The 16,801-nt window shown below is 73.7% G+C and carries 17 protein-coding genes; 15 read left to right on the forward strand and 2 right to left on the reverse strand.

Annotated elements, in window-relative coordinates:
* The first annotated feature begins 254 nt into the window (after nucleotides 1-254).
* The 8 genes from MODMU_RS02130 (at nucleotide 255) to MODMU_RS02165 (ending at nucleotide 7,770) form a co-directional block, all read left to right on the forward strand.
* Nucleotides 255-1,202: a glycosyltransferase gene (locus tag MODMU_RS02130; protein WP_014738510.1), complete on the forward strand. Its 948-nt coding sequence runs from the start codon at nucleotides 255-257 to the stop codon at nucleotides 1,200-1,202.
* Nucleotides 1,203-1,501: 299 nt separating this feature from the next.
* Complete coding sequence (locus tag MODMU_RS02135; protein ID WP_166503366.1) at nucleotides 1,502-2,530, forward strand: polysaccharide pyruvyl transferase family protein; 1,029 nt, start codon at nucleotides 1,502-1,504, stop codon at nucleotides 2,528-2,530.
* Nucleotides 2,527-3,318 (forward strand): polysaccharide pyruvyl transferase family protein, encoded by a 792-nt coding sequence (locus MODMU_RS02140; RefSeq protein ID WP_014738512.1) that lies wholly within the window; start codon nucleotides 2,527-2,529, stop codon nucleotides 3,316-3,318. The genes MODMU_RS02135 and MODMU_RS02140 overlap by 4 nt, the downstream gene beginning before the upstream one ends.
* Nucleotides 3,315-3,692 carry a hypothetical protein gene (locus MODMU_RS02145; protein ID WP_014738513.1) on the forward strand — a complete coding sequence of 126 codons (378 nt, stop codon included), beginning with the start codon at nucleotides 3,315-3,317 and terminating at the stop codon, nucleotides 3,690-3,692. The genes MODMU_RS02140 and MODMU_RS02145 overlap by 4 nt, the downstream gene beginning before the upstream one ends.
* Nucleotides 3,689-4,504: a glycosyltransferase family 4 protein gene (locus tag MODMU_RS02150; protein ID WP_014738514.1), complete on the forward strand. Its 816-nt coding sequence runs from the start codon at nucleotides 3,689-3,691 to the stop codon at nucleotides 4,502-4,504. The genes MODMU_RS02145 and MODMU_RS02150 overlap by 4 nt, the downstream gene beginning before the upstream one ends.
* Nucleotides 4,497-5,534, forward strand: a complete 1,038-nt coding sequence (locus MODMU_RS02155; protein WP_051143907.1) for a glycosyltransferase — start codon at nucleotides 4,497-4,499, stop codon at nucleotides 5,532-5,534. The genes MODMU_RS02150 and MODMU_RS02155 overlap by 8 nt, the downstream gene beginning before the upstream one ends.
* On the forward strand, nucleotides 5,531-6,652 hold the full coding sequence (locus tag MODMU_RS02160; protein WP_014738516.1) for a glycosyltransferase: 1,122 nt from the start codon (nucleotides 5,531-5,533) through the stop codon (nucleotides 6,650-6,652). The genes MODMU_RS02155 and MODMU_RS02160 overlap by 4 nt, the downstream gene beginning before the upstream one ends.
* Entirely contained in the window at nucleotides 6,649-7,770 is a 1,122-nt protein-coding gene (locus MODMU_RS02165) for a glycosyltransferase (RefSeq protein WP_014738517.1), read from the forward strand. The genes MODMU_RS02160 and MODMU_RS02165 overlap by 4 nt, the downstream gene beginning before the upstream one ends.
* A 34-nt stretch (nucleotides 7,771-7,804) precedes the next feature.
* Here the strand turns inward: MODMU_RS02165 and MODMU_RS26660 are convergent, their stop codons facing one another.
* Nucleotides 7,805-8,962, reverse strand: a complete 1,158-nt coding sequence (locus tag MODMU_RS26660; RefSeq protein ID WP_014738518.1) for a hypothetical protein — start codon at nucleotides 8,960-8,962, stop codon at nucleotides 7,805-7,807.
* Nucleotides 8,963-9,167: 205 nt separating this feature from the next.
* Here MODMU_RS26660 and MODMU_RS02175 point away from each other — a divergent pair, with 205 nt between their 5' ends.
* A complete protein-coding gene (locus MODMU_RS02175) occupies nucleotides 9,168-10,028 on the forward strand; it encodes a glycosyltransferase (RefSeq protein WP_014738520.1) in 861 nt (286 codons plus the stop codon).
* Entirely contained in the window at nucleotides 10,025-10,987 is a 963-nt protein-coding gene (locus MODMU_RS02180) for a glycosyltransferase family 2 protein (protein ID WP_014738521.1), read from the forward strand. Before MODMU_RS02175 ends, MODMU_RS02180 begins: the two co-directional genes overlap by 4 nt.
* A 5-nt stretch (nucleotides 10,988-10,992) precedes the next feature.
* Here the strand turns inward: MODMU_RS02180 and MODMU_RS02185 are convergent, their stop codons facing one another.
* Entirely contained in the window at nucleotides 10,993-11,865 is an 873-nt protein-coding gene (locus tag MODMU_RS02185) for a hypothetical protein (RefSeq protein ID WP_166503367.1), read from the reverse strand.
* 74 nt (nucleotides 11,866-11,939) lie between these two features.
* Between MODMU_RS02185 and MODMU_RS02190 the strand changes: the two genes are divergently transcribed.
* Genes MODMU_RS02190 through MODMU_RS02210 form a run of 5 tightly spaced genes read left to right on the forward strand, consistent with a single transcriptional unit; the run spans nucleotide 11,940 to nucleotide 16,777 of the window.
* Nucleotides 11,940-12,629 carry a GumC domain-containing protein gene (locus tag MODMU_RS02190; RefSeq protein ID WP_014738523.1) on the forward strand — a complete coding sequence of 230 codons (690 nt, stop codon included), beginning with the start codon at nucleotides 11,940-11,942 and terminating at the stop codon, nucleotides 12,627-12,629.
* A complete protein-coding gene (locus MODMU_RS02195) occupies nucleotides 12,626-13,090 on the forward strand; it encodes an acyltransferase (RefSeq protein ID WP_014738524.1) in 465 nt (154 codons plus the stop codon). The genes MODMU_RS02190 and MODMU_RS02195 overlap by 4 nt, the downstream gene beginning before the upstream one ends.
* Nucleotides 13,090-14,514, forward strand: a complete 1,425-nt coding sequence (locus MODMU_RS02200) for an O-antigen ligase family protein (protein ID WP_014738525.1) — start codon at nucleotides 13,090-13,092, stop codon at nucleotides 14,512-14,514. Before MODMU_RS02195 ends, MODMU_RS02200 begins: the two co-directional genes overlap by 1 nt.
* Nucleotides 14,511-15,227 (forward strand): hypothetical protein, encoded by a 717-nt coding sequence (locus MODMU_RS02205; RefSeq protein WP_014738526.1) that lies wholly within the window; start codon nucleotides 14,511-14,513, stop codon nucleotides 15,225-15,227. Before MODMU_RS02200 ends, MODMU_RS02205 begins: the two co-directional genes overlap by 4 nt.
* Nucleotides 15,224-16,777 (forward strand): lipopolysaccharide biosynthesis protein, encoded by a 1,554-nt coding sequence (locus MODMU_RS02210; protein WP_014738527.1) that lies wholly within the window; start codon nucleotides 15,224-15,226, stop codon nucleotides 16,775-16,777. The genes MODMU_RS02205 and MODMU_RS02210 overlap by 4 nt, the downstream gene beginning before the upstream one ends.
* Nucleotides 16,778-16,801 lie beyond the last annotated feature (24 nt).

Genomic DNA, 16,801 nt, shown 5'->3' on the forward strand with positions numbered 1-16,801 from the left:
ACTCGAGAGTCTCGCCGCGGAAGCGCTGAAGTCGATCTGTCGACCTTCCGTGCAGGTCGGCCCCGCGTGTCGCGCTCTGTAGTCGGTCCGTGCACCGTCCGTTGACAATCCGGCGCGCGCCGCGGCTGACGCGGCGGGCTGGCAGGCGATGGGTCAGAGACGGTCTACTCGCCGTGCACCCCGTGGAGGCCGGCTCATCGGCGAACGTCCTCGTGCGGCACCGGAACCGGTACCGATCGGAATGAGGTCTGACCGTGACAGCCCTGATGGTCGCGAACGATGGCGGCCACCTCATGCAGTTGGTCACCCTGGCCCCCCGCCTGCCGGTCGACGAGGACCGGTTGTGGATGACCGTCCCCACGGCGCAGACGCGCTCCCTGCTGAGCGGGCAGCGCGTGCACTGGATGGCACCCGCCCCGACCCGGGACTGGGCGGCCGTGGTCCGCAACGCCTGGGAGTCCCGCCAGGCCTTCAAGACGGAGGACATCACCGCAGTCGTCAGCACCGGTGCGAGCCTGGCGCTGTCCGTCCTCCCGATGGCCCGTACCCATGGCATCCCTTGCTACTACCTGGAGAGTGCCACCCGAGTGCACGGTCCGTCCCTGTCAGGTCGCTTGCTCCGTCGGGTCCCCGGCATCAGCCTCTTCACGCAGCACGAGTCGTGGTCAGATCGGCACTGGTCCTACGGCGGGTCCGTGTTCGACGGCTACGAAGGCGTCAGCCTCGAGCGGGCCGACGACACCGTCGCACTGCACAAGGTGGTGGTGTCGCTGGGGACGTCGGAGTCCTTCGGCTTCCGGCGACTCGTCGAGAGGCTGCTCGCCGTCCTGCCCGTGGACACCGACGTGCTCTGGCAGACCGGTTCCACGGACGTCGCCGGACTGGGCATCGACGCCCGGCCGCGGGTGCCCGCAGCGGAGCTGTTCGAGGCCATGGCCGACGCTGACGTGGTCGTCGCCCATGCCGGCACCGGCAGTGCGCTGGCGGCCCTGCAGGCGGGGAAGTTCCCGGTCCTGGTCCCGCGACGTCCGGAGCACGGCGAACACGTCGACGACCACCAGTTGCAGATCGCCGGCATGCTCGGGGAGCGGGGTCTCGCGGCCACCGCTGAGGTCGACGGTGTCACGTCCGACCTGCTGCTGGCCGCGGCCGGGACCCGGGTCCGTCGGCGCGGTGACGCAGCCCCCTTCGCGCTGGTCTGATCCGCCCCAGGTCCATCGGCCGGGCTGTCTCCGTCGCGGGCTCGGCAGGTCCTGGGCCGGACTCGCGGCGCATCGCCGGTCGTCCCGCCGTCCTCCGTGCACCCACCCGACCACAGGCAGCCGTGATCCCGCGGGATCGGTCGTGCCCTGTAGCGGCCGGGTCGACCCCTCGTCCTCCTGGAAGGAGCTCAATGCGTCCCTCTGCGCGCGCTCTCCTCGCCTCAGCCCGAAGCACCGGTCAGTTGTGGCGGTCCTTCCCGCCGGCGCCCAACTCCACGGCCCGGCACCGTGTGGCGTACGTGGGCTGGTCCGGCAACGGCAACCTGGGTGACGACGCGATGATCGCGGCCCACCGCAGGTTGCTGCCCGGGTGGGACGTGACCCAGGTGCCGAACCACGGCGGCTTCGCCCCGCTGTCCGGCGCTGCGCTCCGCCGGGTGGCGGTGATCTGCCTGGGTGGGGGCACCCTGGTGCTCAACGGCCACTTCCGGGAGACCCTGGAGCGGTTGATGCGCGCCGCTCCCGACGCCCCCCGGGTGATGCTCGGTGTCGGCGTCGAGGACCTGGAGTTCCGGGAAGGCCGCCGAGCTGCCGTCCTCAGCGAGGTGGCCACGTGGCGCCCGCTGCTCACGGAGTTCGAGCAGGTGCGTGTCCGGGGGCCGCTGAGCCAGCGCACGGTGGCGTCGATGGGACTGGACAGCGTCGTCGTCGGGGACCCGGCCATCGCCCTGCCCGACCAGTCTCCCGGTGACCCGACCGGTCAGCGGCCGTCGGACCGCGCACGCATCGGCGTCAACTTCGGTGTCACCGACGACCTCTGGGGAGGCGACCACGCCGCCTTCCGCTCGACGGTGGTGGCCGCGATCGGCCGGCTCGTCGGAGCAGGGCACGACGTGGCCTTGCTGGCGACCACGGTGCAGGACCGGGTCCATCTGAGCGAGGTCGCCAGAGAGTGCTCGGCCGCGGGGGTGACGGTCGCCGGACCGAACAGCGTCGGCCTCGCCGCGCTCGACACCGCGCTGAAGCGGTGCTCGGTGGTGGTGGGGGAGAAGTTGCACGCGCTCGTGCTGGCCGCCCGGCTGGGCATCCCGACCCTCGCGCTGGAGTACCGCCCCAAGTGCCGGGACTTCCAGCTCTCGGTCGGACGGGGGGACTGGGTGCTGCGCACCGACGACCTCACCGTTGAGGCGCTGGTGGACTTCGTGACTGCCGGGCTCGCTGCGGCCGAGGAGGACCGGGCCGAGCTGCGGCGGTCCGTCGAGGACCTCGGCCTCCGGCTGGAGCGGGCGGCGGAGTCGATGCGACTGGCCATGGGGAGGGTCGCGTGAGCGCCGTCGACCCGGCTCCCGAGGTCGAACTCGTGCACTGGAACCCGCGGCGTCGGGTGTCCCGCTTCCTGCCCGGGAGGATCACCCGGCCGGTCGGCAACTTCGGCGACCTGCTCGGTCCGATGGTGGTCCGCGAGATGCTCCGTCGGGCCGGCCTGACGTCTGCGGTCGCCGACGGCCGGCTGTTGTCGATCGGTTCGGTCCTGCACTTCGCCCGGGACGGCGATGTCGTCTGGGGCTCCGGGGTGAACGGGAAGAGCCTGGACGCGCCAGTGACGGCCCGCCGGCTGGACGTGCGAGCCGTGCGAGGGCCGCGCACCCGAGCGGTGCTGCAGGAGCGCGGCATCGCAGTCCCCGAGGTCTACGGGGACCCGGGCCTGCTGGTGGGGCAGCTCTGGCCGCGGGAGTCCCTGCTGCGGCCGGGCCCCCGCAGCCCGGTCACCGTCGTCCCGAACCTGCACGACGCCCCGGCGCACGCCCGGACGCCGGGTCTCCTCGACCCGCGGACCGACGTGGGTGAGGTCCTGGCCCGGATCGCCAACAGCGACTTCGTCGTCGGCTCCTCGCTGCACGGCATCGTGGTCGCGGAGAGCTTCGGCATCCCGGCCCGGCTGGTCCGGCCCGGTGCTGAGCCGCTCTTCAAGTACGAGGACTACTACGCGGGCACCGGTCGACCTGCCCCCCGTCCGGCCGCCTCGGTGGAAGCCGCGATGGACGCCGGTGGTGAGCCCCCCGCGGTCCTCGACCCGGCGCTGGCGGCGGCCTTCCCCCGGGACCTCTGGCGGTGAGCGGCATCCTCCGGGTCGGCGTGGTGGCGAGCGACGACGCACGCGACCCCGCCGCCCGCTCGGGCACCCCCCACGGCGTGCTGTCCGGATTGGAGTCCCTCGGGGTGGACGTCCCCGTGCTGCGAGCAGCCCCGCCGGCCGTGCTGGAGCGTGGCGTGGCCCTGGTGGCCGGGGGGCGTGGGGCGGAGCAGGGGATGCTGGACCAGCGGTTGCGAGCCCGGGGCTCCCGCGGTCTCTACTCGGCGTCGGTGGCTCGGCTGCGCGGCACCGCCGCCTCCGCGAGGGCGCGGTCGACCGCCGTGGACGCGTGGGTGCAGATCGGTGCCGGCTTCTCGCTGGCCACCACGGCGCCCTTCCGGTGTACGACGACATGACCGTTCCGCAGGCGCTGCAGCACGGCTACGGCCGTTGGCCGCACGTCGGTGCGGGGACGGTCCGCCGCCGGACCGATCTGCAGCGGGAGGTCTACTCCTCGGCCCGTGTCTGCTGCACGGAATCCTCCTGGGCCGCCGCTGCCATCGCCCGGGACTTCGACGTCCCGTGGGACCGGCTGGCCGTCGTCGGCACCGGCACGACCGAGGTGGGCCTGAGCGCCGCCCGGGACTGGTCGGTTCCCCGGTTCCTGTTCGTCGGGCTGGACTGGCAGCGCAAGAACGGCGATCGGGTGGTCCGGGCGTTCATCCGCCTGCACAGGGACCACCCGCAGGCGACCCTCGACGTCGTCGGTGGACATCCGCCGCTCGACGTCGCAGGAGTCCGCACCCACGGGGTACTGCGCAGGGACTCCCCAGCCGACCGGGCCCGACTCGCCGAGCTGTTCGCCGTGTCGACCTGCTTCGTGATGCCCTCGCTCTTCGAGCCGGCCGGCATCGTCTTCACCGAGGCGGCCGCTGCAGGGCTGCCGAGCGTCGGCGGGACCGTGGGAGGGTCCATCGACCTCATCGGCGACGCCGGCCGGGTGGTGGACCCTGCCGACGACGGCGCCGTGGAGACGGCGATGCGCGAGCTCGCCGACCCGGCGACAGCTGCCCGGCTCGGCGGCGTGGCCCGGGCCCGAGGCGAGCTCTTCACCTGGCGGGCCGTCGCGGCCCGACTGCTGGACGCGCTGGGCTTCAGCCCGCCTGACGGCACCCGGCCCGTCCTCCTGCCGCTGCGCGGCGCCACCGTGGAGGGTCACCGTGCCTGACGCCCGACAGCCCGGCTCCGTCGTCCGGCCCGTCCGCGTGCTGCAGTCCGTGCGCCTCGGCGGCGGGCACCCCAGCTACGCCGACCACGTGGCCGCGGCCTCGGACCCCGTGCGGGTCGAGCTGCTGTCCTTCTCCTACCGGACGGCGCTGACCGGGCACTGGGACGTGCTGCACGTCCACTGGCCGGAGAACCTGATCCGGCGCCGGAGCCGGCCCCGGCGGGCGCTGCGTGCGGTGCTGTTCGCCCTGCTCCTGCTGCGGATTAGCGTCCGGCGGCCGGGCGTCGTGCGCACCGTGCACAACGTGGCCCCGCACGAGCCGGGCCACCGGTTCGAGCGCGCCCTGCTCGCCGTGCTGGACCGGTGCGTCACCTGCTTCGTCCGGCTCAACGACGAGACGCCGGTGCGCCCAGGCGTGCCGGTCGTCACCATCCCGCACGGCCACTACCGCGACGAGCTCGACCCGGCAGGCGACCCGCCGACAGATGACGGCCGGACACTGCTGTTCTTCGGGTTCCTGCGCCCGTACAAGGGCGTCGACGCACTGGTCGAGGCGTTCGGCGAGCTGGCCGACCCCTCCGCGAGGCTGGTGATCGCCGGGGAGCCGGCGAACGCGGCCATGCGCGCGCTCGTCGAGGAGGCTGCAGCGGCGGACCCGCGGGTCGAGCCGCACCTGACGTTCCTCTCCGACGAGGACCTGGGCGCGCTGGTGCGTCGCGCGACCGTGGTGGTGCTGCCCTACCGGGAGATCCACAACTCCGGGGTCCTCTTCGCCGCGCTGTCGCTCGCCTGCCCGGTCCTGGTGCCGGAGAACGCGGTCACCGCCGCGCTGCGGGCCGAGGTCGGCGCCGACTGGGTGCGCGGGTTCACCCACCCGCTGACCGCCGGCGACCTGTCCTCCGCTCTGCGGCAGGCGGCGGACCGGGACCCGGCTGCGGTGCCCGACCTGGCCGGGCGGGAGTGGTCGGCCGTGGCCGATCGGTACGCCGAGGTCTTCCAGGGGCGGGCGTCGACGGGGGCTCGGGCATGACCGACGTCGTCGTGGCCCTGGTCTCCGACACCTGGACGGACGCGGTCCGCCGGGGGTTCTACTCCACGGCCGACCAGACCCTCCAGACCCTCTTGACCGCCGAGCAGGTCGGCACCGTGCTGGTTGCCGACCACCCGCGTGGTGTCGCCTCGCAGGTCCGTCGACGGCTGCAGGGCGACAGGCCGGCTCCCCGCCGGCCCGGGATGCGCGGGGTCCGTCCGCTCAGCCTGGTCACCCCGCCGCCGGTGTCGGTCCTCGCGTTGGGCCGCCGCTATCGCGCGTACGACCTGCAGACGGCCGTGGCAGCCCGCCGGCACGGGCTGCAACGGCCGGCGCTGGTCACCTTCAACCTCTGGCACGCCGCGCTGGCCGACTCGCGCTGGGCCGGGCAGCGGGTCTTCTACGCGCAGGACGACGAGTCCGCGATCCCCGCGCACGCGGCGCACCGGGACCAGACCCTGGCCGCCTACGAGCGGATCGCCCGCAGCGGCATGGCCGTCGTGGCGGTGTCCCAGGTGCTGCTGGACCGGATCGCCCCGGTGGGGCCCGGCCTCGTCGTTCCGAACGGCGTGGACGCCGAACTGTGGTCGGTCCCGCCGCCGGCGCCGGTCCGTCGACCCCGGCCGGTGGCCTTCTACGCCGGCACCGTCGACGCGCGGCTGGACCTCGGCGCCTTCCGGGCGCTGGCCGAGGGCGGTTTCGCGGTCCGCGTCGCCGGCCCGATGGTGGACCCGGTCGTCAAGGCGGAGCTCGCAGCCGTCCCCGGCCTCGAACTGCTGGGCTCCCGCCCCCGGGCGGAGGTGGTCCAGCTGGCGCAGAGCAGCGACGTCTGCGTGCTGGCCCACCACCGCAGCCCGCTCACCGAGGCGATGTCACCGTTGAAGTTGTTCGAGTACCTGGCCTCCGGCACCCCGGTCGTGGCCACCCGCCTGCCGGGCTCCGCGGTCGCCGGCGACCGGGTGGTGTGGGTCGAGCCGGGTGGCGACCACCTGGCCGGTGCCCGGCAGGCGCTGGCCCTGGGCCGCCAGCCCGAGGCCGAACGTCAGGCGTGCATCCGCGAGATGTCCTGGCGGGCCCGGCACCGCCCGCTGCTCGAGCTGATCGGGGGCGGCTGGTGAGCGCCGCGTCCCCGGGCACCATCGTCGTCCTCGCGTCCACCGCGTACGACGGCCACCAGCTGACCGACCAGCGCCTGGCGCGCGCGCTGGCAACGGACGCCACGGTCGTCTACGTCGACCCACCGGTGCCGGTCTTCGGGCTGGGGAAGCCCGGCCCGGTCCCGCGGCGCCGCCGTCGGGTCGACGGGCTGACCGTGCTCTCACCGCGGATGCTGCCGTGGGGGCGGCGGCGCGGGCTCGCTGTCGTGACCGGGCTCTGGGTCGGGCTGGTGGTGCGCTGGGCTGCTCGGCGGGCCGACCGTCCTGCCGTGCTGGTGACCGCGGCACACCCGGTCACTCTCCGGGTGCTGCGGTCGTGGCGGTCGGAGCTGCTGCTCAAGGACGACTACGTGGCCGGTGCGGCGTTGATCAACGGCGCCGGCGCGCGCATCGCCCGGCACCGCAGGGCGCTGCTCGCCCGGGTCGACGAGGTCGCCGTGGTCACGCCGGTGCTCGCCGACGCAGCCGCCGCCATGGGCGCCCGGACGGCGGTGCACGTCCTCCCGCCCGGCTGTGACGTCGACGCCGGGCGCGTCGACGTCACCGACCTGCTCGCCGACGTACCCACCCCCCGGGCGGTGTTCATCGGGATGGTGAGCGACCGGATCGACTTCGACGTGCTCGAGGCGGCCTGCGACGCCGGCGTCACCGTGGTCGCGGTCGGCCGGCAGCAGCCCACGTTCTCCCGCCAGGACCGCTGGGAGGCCCTGGTCGCCACCGGTGCGCTCCGCCCGCTGGGTGAGCGGTCACCCGAGGTCGTCGCGTCACTGGTGCGAGCCTGCGACGTGGGACTGGTGCCCTACACGCAGAGCGACTTCAACCGGGCGAGCTTCCCGCTCAAGCTGCTGGAGTACCTGGCCGGTGGCCTGCCCGTGGTCGCATCGGACCTCCCGGCGGTCCGCTGGCTGGCGGCTCCGCACGTCCACCGCACCACGGGGCCGGACGACGTCGCGGCGGCACTCGCCGCCGCCCTGCTCGACGCCCGGGACCCGGCCACCGCGCAGGTCTGCGAGGCGTTCGCCGCCGAGCACACCTGGGCCCGACGGGCGAGGCGTCATGCGCAGCTGCTTGCCGGCTGAACGCGGGCGCCGGTCCCGGCGCCCGCGTCGCTGCTCACTTCGTGGGCACCACTACCACCGGCAGGCCGGTCTCGGCCATGACGTTGTCCGCGGTGACCGTGACCGTCGGCGGTGCCAGGACGGGGCCGTACTTGGCGTCGGCGGTGAAGGTGTTCCGGTCCAGCGACACCCGGGTGATCGTCGCGTCGCCGCGGACGTTGACCGTGTAGTTGCCGCCGCTGAGCCGGTTGCCCGCCACCACGACGTCCTGCAGGTAGAAGGGGCGCAGCTCGCTGCCGAGCATGATCGCGGCGTTCCCCTGGTCGCCGGTGCCGTAGTTGCGCGGGTCGAGCGTGTTGCCCGTGATGGTGATGTTCGCGCCGCCGGTGCTCTGCACCGCATCGGGGTGCAGGTCGCCCTTGCGGACCATGGCGTGGATCCACGAGGCGTCGACGGTGGTGTTGCTGCCCGCACGCGCGCCGTCGTTGGTGCCCCGCACCTCGACCCGGCGCAGGGTGTAGTTCTGCCAGCCGATGCCGATGTCGACGATCCCGGCCCCGTCCAGTTCGCTGTCCTCGACGACCAGGTTGCGGTAGGTGCCGCTGGTGGCCACGACCATGTTGGTGGCCGAGGCGCTGCAGGTGATCCGGCTGTTGCGGATGACCACGTCGTTCGCGCGGATGGTGATGCACCCGGTGAGGTCGATGCCGTCGATGACGGTGCCCGACTTGAACACCGTGAGGTCGCCGACCTGGGGGGTGAGCCGCACCCCGGCCGGCACGCCGGTGGTGTCCGGCCCAGCCCCGGTGCTCGGCGTGGTCAGCGCCGGGGACGCGGGCACCGGCGTGACGCGGAGGGTCTTGTCCACCGTGGAGCTGACCTTCCCGCTGGTGAAGCGGGTGCGCACGGCGGTCAGACCGGACCTGCCGGTCAGGTCCACGGTCGCGGTCGCGCGCCAGGTGCCCTCTGCCGCCGTGACCGCGGTGGTGCTGCCGAGGACGGTGCCGCCCACGGCGAAGGAGACGGCGGTCAGCGGCGAGGACGCGACGGCCGTCAGCTCCACCGGCTGGGCGGGAACCGGCGCCATGTTGATCGAGTGGCCGTCGTAGGCCACCCACATGGACGAGGCGGCGTCCGCCCGGTCGACGGGCAGCGCGGTCAGGACCGCCACCACGGCCAGCGCGGCCCCGGTGACGGCGCCGGCGCGACGCACCAACCGACCCCGTCCGGAGCGATGGGTGCACGTCGGGTGCTGCGTCGTCATGGGACTAGTGGTCGGCAGTCCCGCCGCCGGGGTGGATCGCCCGACCGGGTGGGGTCGCCCATGACCTCTGTCACACCCACCAGGGGATCCGCCGGACCGCGACAGAGCCCCGCAGCTCGCACCTCCATCCCACACCGAAGCGACAGGGAGTTCCGTGTCCGACGAGCTCGTCCGTACACCGACGTCCGTCGTCGTGCCCGCCCACGACGAGGCGCAGGTCATCGACCGGTGCCTCACCGCACTGCTGAGCCGGTCGGAGCCAGGAGAGTTCGACGTGGTCGTGGTCGCCAACGGCTGCTCCGACGACACGGTGGCGCGCGCGGTCGCGCACGGCTCCGCCGTCCGGGTCCTCGACCTGCCGGCCGTGGGCAAGACCGGAGCGCTCAACGCCGGTGACGCGGCAGCCACGGGCTTCCCGCGCATCTACCTGGACGCGGACGTCGAGCTCAGCACCGAGGCCGCCCGTGCCATGGCCCGGGAGCTGCGCGCCGGTCCGGCCCTGGTGGCCGGTGCCCGGCCGCGCCCCGACCTGACCGGGTGCTCGAGGTGGGTCCGTTGGTACTACGACGTCTGGCTGGCGCTGCCGGTGCTCAACGACCGCTACGTCGGGTCCGGGGTCTTCGCGGTGTCCGAGGCGGGCCACCGACGGCTGGCGCCCTTCCCCCCGGTGATCGCCGACGACCTCTACGCCCGTCGGGTCTTCGCCCCAGCGGAGCGGGTGACCACCGAGCCGGGGTTCACCATCTTCCCCTCACGCGGGCTGCCCGCCCTGGTCGACCGGCTGGTCCGCGTCCGGGCGGGCAACGTCCAACTGGAGTCCGGGCAGCTGCCGATGGGCACCGCGGAGGCCCCTCGCGGAGCCCGCGGGCTGCTCGCCACCCCTGGGGTGCCAGCTGCCAAGAAGCTGCTGTTCCTCGGGCTGGGTGCCGTGGTCCGCGCCGGAGCCTGGGTGAAGGCCCGCCGCGGCCGCACCACCGTGTGGAACCGCGACGAGTCCTCGAGGAGGGCAGCATGAGCGAGGCCCCGGTGGGGGTGCTGGTGGTCGGGTACAACTCACCGGACTGGCTGGCGCGGTGCCTGGACGCACTGCTGACGGCGGTCGGTCCGGACGTCGAGGTGGTCGTCCTGGACAACGCCTCCGAGCCGCCGCTCACCCCTGTCCTGACGCCGCACGCGGGCCGGGTGACGGCCCTGCGGTCCGAGGTCAACGTCGGCTTCGGTCGGGCGTGCAACCTTGCCCGCCGGTACACGACCGCGCAACGGCTGTTGCTGCTCAACCCCGACGCGTTGCTGCGACCCGGGGCGCTGGAGGCCCTCGTCGCCCACCTGGACGCCCACCCCCGCCGGGGCATCGTCACCGGCCGGCTGGAGCGCCCGGACGGCTCGCTGGATCCCTACTCGGCGCTGGGCCGGCCCTCGTTGTGGAGCGAGGTCTGCTTCGGTACCGGCCTGTCCACGGCCTTCCGCCACGCCGCCTGGGCCAACACCTTCGACCTCCACGGCTGGGCGCGGGACACCGAGCGGCCGATCGGCGTGGTGTCCGGCTGCGTGCTGCTCGTCCGCAGTGCGCTGTGGGATGCGCTCGGTGGGTTCGACCCGCGCTACTTCATGTACGGCGAGGACGTCGACCTGAGCACGCGTGCGGCGGAACTGGGCTGGGAGCGGTCGTTCGTGCCGATCGTCGTCGCCACCCACGCCGGCGGGGCCTCGTCGTCCTCGGCCGGCAAGACGGTGATGGTGCTCCGCGGCAAGGCGACCTTGTACCAGCGTCGCCGCTCAGCCGTCCGCCGAGCGGTCTCCACCGGCCTGCTGCACAGCGGCGTCGCGCTACGCGCGCTGCTGGAGGTGCGCCGCCCCGCAGGAGAGCGGGTCTGGCGCGCCGCGTGGCGCAGACGCGCCGAGTGGCGGGGTGGCTGGGCGGCGGTACCCGCCGACGTGGACGCCGACCTGCCGCTCGAGCGGGTGGCGGCGTGAGCCGTTCAGCCGACCTCGTTGACCGCCCAGACCTGGTCGGTCTCGGACATCGTCTCTCCGTCGAAGACGACGCCGGCCGGAGCCTGGGCCGGTCCGTAGCGGCTGTCCGGTCCGTAGACGTTGCCCCGGAACACGACGTCGTCGAAGTGGGTGTCCTGCCGCACGTTGACGGTGTAGTTGCCCCCGTTCAGCCAGTTGCCCACGACCAGCACCTGCTCGAGCCGACGCTTGCCGGTCTCGCTGCCGAGCATGATGGCTGCGTTGTTCAGGTCGCCGCTGCCGTCCGCCGGGACGTCGAAGGTGTTGCCCCGGAGCGTGATGCCGGTGCCCTGGGTCGCCTGCACGCAGTCCGGGTGCAGCTCGCCCTGCCGGATCATGTCGTGGAACCAGGACCGCTCGATCAGCACGTCGTCGCCGAGCCGGGCGCCGTCGTTGGTGCGGTGGACCTCCACCCGGCGCAAGGTGTAATCACTCCAGCCGACGCCGATGTCGGCCGTGCCCATCCCGTCGATCTCGGTGTCCTGGACCAGCAGCCCGGTGGCGCCATCGGCGACCTGGACGACGTTGGCCGTGTCCGGGTCGGCGCAGCGGATCCGGGTGTTCTGGATGGTGACGTCGTCGGCGCGGACGACCACGCAGCCGGTGATGTCCAGGCCGTCGACCACGGCACCGTCCTCGGTGACATCCAGGTCACCGCTGGGTTCGAGCACCGTGCCGGGCGGGACACCGGTGTCGTCTGGACCCGGGGGGCTGGCCGGTCCGTCACCGGCGGACGCCGTCGTGGCGGGCCGGACGTAGTCGTCGCCTCCCTCGGTGCCGCAGCCGCCCACCAGCACGACGGCGAGCAACGCGACCAGGGCTCGGTGTCGGCGGGTCACGCCCCCGACGGTGGCACGGCTGACCGCCACCCGGATGTGACCTTCGCCTCGCGTCCGTGGGGGGCAGGTGCCGCATGGACCTGATGGACGTCGCCCGCGGGTGCCTGCGCCGGTGGTACGTGCTGCTGCTCGTCGTCCCGCTGGCCGCCGGTGTGGCGCTGCACCTGGGCCAGGGCGCGCGGGCCACGTGGTCGGCGTCGGCGACGTTGGTGGTCGTGCCCTCCCCGGAGCTGACCGCGGCCCGCGACCCGGCCATCGGCGAGGACGGTCCCGGCGACACCAACCCGTTCAGCTCCGCGGCCACCCTCGCGCTGCTGGTCAGCCGAGCGGTCGCCACCGACACCGTGCTCACCGGCCTCCCGTCCGGTGCCTCGGCCACCGCGAGCTGGGACGGCCTGCGCCCCAGCCTGCTGCTGCTGGCTGCCACGGGGGACGACCGCAGCAGTGCGGCGGAGGCGCTCGAGGCCACGGTGACGGCCGCGCAGCGGTCGCTGTCCGACCTGCAGCGAGCTCAGGGCGTCACCGCTGGCGCGGTCTTCCTCGCCATCCCGGGCTCGGACGCCGACGCGCCTGCGATCACGACCCCCGACAGGCGCCGGATGACCGTCGTCGTGGTGGGTGCAGGGGGGCTCGCGGCCGTCACGATCGCCGTCGCCCTCGACACCGCACTGCTCCGGCGCCGACGCGAGCGGGCCGCGGCCGCCCTGACCGATGACCGCCTGACCCCCGCGCTCAGCGGGGCGACCCGAGGAGGGCACCGATGAGGAGCCTCAACCGACTGCGCCTGCTGCGCTCCGCCCTGCAGGGCGCCAAGCGTCAGTACTACAACCGCCTCTGGGGCATGCACATCCACCCGACGGCGATGTTCTCGCTGTCGGCGTACTTCGACCGCACGTACCCGCGGGGGGTCCACGTCGGCCCGGACAGCTACGTCGCCATCGGTGCCACGATCCTGTGCCACGACCGCACCCGTGGCATCAAGGCCGACACCGTCGTGGGCCGGAACTGCTTCATCGGTGCCCGCAGCATGCTGCTCCCAGGAGTGACCGTCGGCGATGGGAGCATCGTTGCGGCCGGTGCGATCGTGACGAAGGACGTCCCGGCGGGCACGATCGTCGCGGGCAACCCGGCTGTGGTGATCCGCCGCGACATCGAGGTGGGGCGGTACGGGCGCTTCCGCTCGGCGGACGCCCTGCCCGACGCGGTCCCTGGGCCTGACTCGTGATGCCGTCGGCCGTAGGCCGGGTGCGCGGCCAGGGCGGCAGCCACCGGCTCCCGCTGGAGGACCGGCTCGCGCCACCGCCCGGCGCTGGACCGCCCGCGGCGCTGGCGGCGCTCTTCTGCGCCGTCCTGTTCGTCTTCCCGAGCGAGGTGGTGCTCGCCGGGCCGCTGAAGTCCAACGGCTCCCCGGGCAGGCTGATCGGGTTCGTCGCGCTCCTGCTGGTCGCCCTGGGTCTGGTCCGGGGACGCGGCCGGCTGCAGGTGCACCACCGGGTCGATCCGGTGGTCGTGCTCGTGCTGCTGTTCCTGGCCCAGGCCCTCTTCAGCTACGGGGTGGAGACCGGGCGGACGCTGAACGCCACTGCGGCGGCCACCAGCCTTCGGTACGTCCTGGTGCTCACCGCTGGGGTCGGGATCGCACTGCTCATCGCGGTGGCGGTGCGCGACCTGACGGGTGCCCGCCGGCTCCTGGGGTGGCTGGTCGCCGGCAGCGTGCTGAACGCGGGAGTGGGCCTGGTCCAGGCCATGGGCGCCACCCTCAGCTGGGCCGACGTCGTCCGGGTGCCGGGGATGGCGTTCACCTCCAATCCGGGGCAGCTCCGCGAACGGCTGGACTTCGTCCGGGTCCTGGGCACCACGTCGCACCCGATCGAGTTCGCCGTCTGCCTGGCGGTGACGCTGCCGCTCGCCATCCACCTCAGCCGGTTCGCCGGGACACCGGGACGACGGGTGGCCAGCGCGGCGGCTGCAGGGGTGATCGCGCTGGCGACGCCGTTCGCGCTGTCCCGCTCGGGCCTGCTGTGCATCGCCGTCGGGCTGCTCCTCTACGTCCCGTTCGCCACCCGGGCCCAGCGCTGGGCGGTGCTGGCCGGTGCGGTGCTCGCCCCGGCGCTGGCCGTCGTCGCCGTCCCGCGGGTGGTCGACGCGTTCGTCGAGCTGTTCAACGGCGTGGCCACCGATTCCGCGGCGGCCGACGACAGCATCTCCGGACGGTTGGCCGACTACGTCGGGGTGCAGGAGGTGTTCGACCGCAGCCCGTGGCTCGGGGGGGTGCTGACGTCCGGCGACGGGGTGCTGGACAACCAGTGGCTCGGTTTCCTGGTGCGCGGCGGCCTGGTGTCGGTGGTCGGCTTCGCCGCGCTGCTGCTGGGCCCGGTGACGTGCAACGTCATCGCCGCGCGCCTCGACCCCCGCGATCCCGAGCGGTCCAGCCTCGCGGGAGCGCTGGTCGCGGGCCTGGTCGCCTCCGGCGTCGCTGCCTACACCTTCGACACCCTCGCCTTCCAGCAGAGCGCGCTGCTGGTCTTCGTGCTGGTCGGCCTGACCTCCGTGGTCGTCCGCAGCACCTGGACCACGACACCACCGCCCGCACGGCCCCCGACGTCGACCCGCCCGATCGTCCACACCACAGAGACAGAGGAACAGTGACCTTCACCGACGTCCTGCGCGCCTGCGCCCGACGGTGGTACGTGCTCGTGCTCGTGCTCGCGCTGACGGCCTTCGGTGCTGTCCAGGCGCACCGGGCCGCGCGACCCAGCTACACCGTCACCGCCACCCTGGTGGTCCTGCCCTCCCCGTCGCTGGTCCAGGCCCGGCTGCCCACCTCGGGCAGCGGTGGGCTGACCACGAACCCCTTCAACGCCCAGACGGGCGGCTCGACGCTCGCCGCCGTGCTGGCCGATGCGCTGAACACCGCCGTGGTGCGGGACCAGGTCCTCGCCGGTGGCCGCGGCACCGCCAGCGCAGGCTGGGACAACCAGGCCGCTCAGCTGGTGGAGCTCTCCACGGTCAGCAGCAGCGCGGAGGACGCCACGGAGCTGATGACACGCCTGGTGGCCGGCGCTGAGACCGAGGTCGCCCGGGTGCAGCTGGACGCCGGGGCGCCGGCCGACCAGCTGTTCACCACTGCCGTCGGCTCACCGGCGGACTACCCCCTCCGCTCCTATCCCGACCGGCTCCGCTCGGTGGTCGGGCTGGCTCTGGTGGGGCTGCTGGCCGCCATGCTGGCCGCAGTCCTGCTGGACCGGCTGGTGCTCGCCGGTGCCCGGGCCCGGTCCCGTCGGCGACGTCGCCGTGCGGCACGGCGGGACGCGGCGCAGGTCGCCCCGGGCGAGGCGCTGGTCGGCGAGCGCGTCTCGTGACCTCGTCCGACGCGCAGCCGGCCGTGGGCGTGCGCGTGCCCGTCCCGGAGACCGAGCCGACGGACCGGACGGCGGGCACGGGCGGCCCTGTACCGGGGGATCTGCGCAGCCGGACGGTGAACTCGGCGTTCTGGGTGGCCGCGGACAAGTGGGTGAACAGGCTCGCCTCACTGGTCGTCTTCGCGGTCATCGGACGTCTGCTGGACCCCTCCGACATCGGGGTCGCAGCGCTGGCTGCGACCTTCGTGGCCCTGTTCCAGGTGTTCGCCGAGCAGGGCTTCTCGGACGCTCTCGTGCAGCGGAAGGAACTCGACCGGGAGCACCCAGAGTCGGCGTTCTGGGTGTCGCTGGGCAGCTCGGCGCTCCTGGCCGGACTGCTGGTCGCCTTCGCCGGCCCGATCGCCCGGGCGCTCGGTGCGCCGGAGCTGGCGCCCGTGCTCCAGGTCCTCTGCGTGACCCTGCCCCTCGCCGCGCTGAGCCTGACCCCGGCGGCGCTGCTGCAGCGGGACTTCGGCTTCAAACGGCTCACCCAACGGCGGGTCGTGGCGAACCTGCTCGGCGGGGTGGTCGGCGTGGTGGTGGCGCTCCTCGGTGGCGGGGTCTGGGCGATCGTGGCGCAGAGCATCACATCGGCCGCCGTCGGCGTCGTCGTCCTCTGGGCGGTGCTGCCGTGGCGGCCGCGTCTCCGGGTGAGCTGGCGGGCGGTGCGCGACCTGCGCGGCGTCGGGTTGTCGGTCATCGGCATCCAGCTGTTCGCCTTCGTCAACGCCCAGGCCGACAAGTTCGTCATCGGGGCGTTCATCAGCCCCACCGCACTGGGCTACTACTACGTCGGGACCCGGATCATCGGCATCCTCAGCGACGTGCAGACCGCGGTCATCCAGAGCGTGTCCTTGACCGCGTTGTCGCGGGTGCAGGACGACATGCCGCGGTTCCGCCGGGCGTTCCTCTCGCTGACCGCGGCCTCGGCGGTGATCGGCGTGTTCACCTACGCCACCTTCGCCGCGCTGGCCCCGGTGGTCGTCCCGCTCGTCTTCGGGACCCAGTGGGAGCGCAGCGTCCCGGTCGCCCAGATCCTCTGCGTCATGGGCGCGCTGAACTCCGTCCTGGTCTTCGACCGCACGGCGCTGATAGCGGCGGGCCGGTCCCGACTTGCCCTGCTCATCACAGCCGTCCAGTGCGTCGTCGGCGTCGCCGCTGTCCTCGTGTCGGTGCCGTGGGGCGTGATCGCCGTCGCGGTCGCCGTCACCGCCCGGCAGTACCTCGTGTGGCCGTTGCGGCTGCGCGCGCTGAGGTCGGCGCTGGGGCTGTCCCTGATCGCGTACCTGCGCCAGTGGGCGGCGCCGGCGCTGGCGGGGCTGGCCGTCTTCGGGACCGTGTCCGGGGCGTTCGCGCTGCTCCCGGCCGCCGGGTCGCTGTGGGCCCAGCTCGGCATGGTGGCCGGCGGGGGTCTCGGCGCGTTGCTGGTCTACCTGGGACTCGGGCTCCTGCTGTTCCGCGGCACCCTCACCGACCTGACGTCGGTGGCGCGCGGTCGGAGGTCCGGTTGACGTGGCTCGGCGCCGTCCAGCCAC

The organism is Modestobacter italicus (assembly GCF_000306785.1).
Taxonomy (GTDB): Bacteria; Actinomycetota; Actinomycetes; order Mycobacteriales; family Geodermatophilaceae; genus Modestobacter; species Modestobacter italicus.